Origin of the sequence: Peterkaempfera griseoplana, assembly GCF_001418575.1 — a bacterium.
Taxonomy (GTDB): Bacteria; Actinomycetota; Actinomycetes; order Streptomycetales; family Streptomycetaceae; genus Peterkaempfera; species Peterkaempfera griseoplana.
On sequence record NZ_LIQR01000290.1, the window covers coordinates 1 to 1489 of the forward strand.

Sequence of the window (1489 nt, forward strand, 5' to 3'; positions counted from 1 at the left end):
GGTCGGCGCTGTGGCGGTAGTTGAAGATGGAGGTGAACAGCGGCATGTCGCCCGCCACGCCGCTGGCCTGCTGGGCCAGGGCGAGCGGGGCGTGCTCGTGCTCCAGGAGTTCCGCCAGCTGGGCGCGCATCGCCGACACGGCCTCCAGCGCACCCAGCCGGTCCACGCGCATCCGCACCGGCAGGGTGTTGATGAACGGGCCGGGCACCCGGTCCGAACCGGCGCCGGCGTTCATCCGCCCGAACAGCACCGTCCCGAACACCACGTCGTCCCGGCCGCTCACCGCCGCCAGCACCCTCGCCCACGCCACATGCAGCACCGTCGCCGGGCTGGCGCCCAGACGCCGTGCCACGTCGCGCAGCCGCCCGGTCATGTCGCGGCTGAGCCCCACCCATGTCTGGACCGAGTCCATGCTGTCCCCGCGCACGTCCACCAGTTCGTACGGGGCGGTCGGCTCGGTCACGTCGCCCAGCAGTCCGGCGAAGTAGCGCTCGTGCTCCCCGCTGTCCACCCCGGCACGTGCCTGGGCTACGAAGTCGCGGAACGGCAGCGGCTCGGAGAGCTCGCTGCTCCGGCCGGTGAGGACGGCGCGGACCTCCTCGAGCATCACCTCCAGCGCCATGTGGTCCTGGACGATGTGGTGCATGCGCAGCAGGGCCAGCCAGGTGCCCGTACCGGGCTCGGCCGCCACATGCAGGCCCAGCAGCGGAGCCCGCTTCAGGTCCATCGACAGGCCGCCGAGCGCGAGGAGTTCGGCCGCGGGATCCGTGCCCCGCGGGTCCAGCTCGACCTCCTCGACCGGCAGTACGGCGTGCCGCCACACCACCTGGACCGGCTCCCGCAGGCCTTCCCACACGATCGCGGTGCGGTTGATGTCATGGCGGTCGATCACCTGCTGCAGGGCCGCGACCAGGGCGTCGAGCCGTGCCCGGGAGTCGAAGCGGAGCACCGTCGGCATCACATAGGTGTCCTCGCCGCCGTCCGCCAGCAGGGAGTGGAAGAGGATGCCCTCCTGCAGCGGCGCCAGCGGGTAGATGTCCGCGACGTTGGCCGCGCCACCCTCCACGGTGGCGACGATCCGCCCGATCTCCGCCGCCGAGAGGTCCACCAGCGGCAGCATCTGCGGGGTGATCTCCGTGGCGCCGGCCGGGATGGCGTTGGCCGGCACCACGACCTGCTCGGCGGCGGTCGCCACCGCCAGTCCGGCCGGGGTCGGGGTGTCGAAGAGTGCCCGTACGGACACCGACACCTCCCGGTTCCGCAGGACCTCCACCAGCCGGATGGCCAGCAGGGAGTGCCCGCCGAGCGCGAAGAAGTCGTCGTCCACCCCGACCGCGGGCAGGCCCAGCACCTCGGCGAAGGCCGCGCAGAGGATCTCCTCGCGCAGGCTCGACGGTGCCCGGGTGGAGCCCGCGCGGTAGGCGGGGGCGGGCAGCGCCCGGCGGTCCAGCTTGCCGTTCACGGTGAGCGGCAGCGCGTCCAGCACCAC

1 protein-coding gene is annotated in these 1489 nt (G+C 73.1%); it reads right to left on the reverse strand.

Going from position 1 to position 1489, the window contains the following annotated elements; genetic code table 11:
- Positions 1-1489, reverse strand: a 1489-nt coding sequence (locus AOK09_RS21425) for a condensation domain-containing protein (protein WP_245687408.1), incomplete at both ends; no start/stop codon positions are given.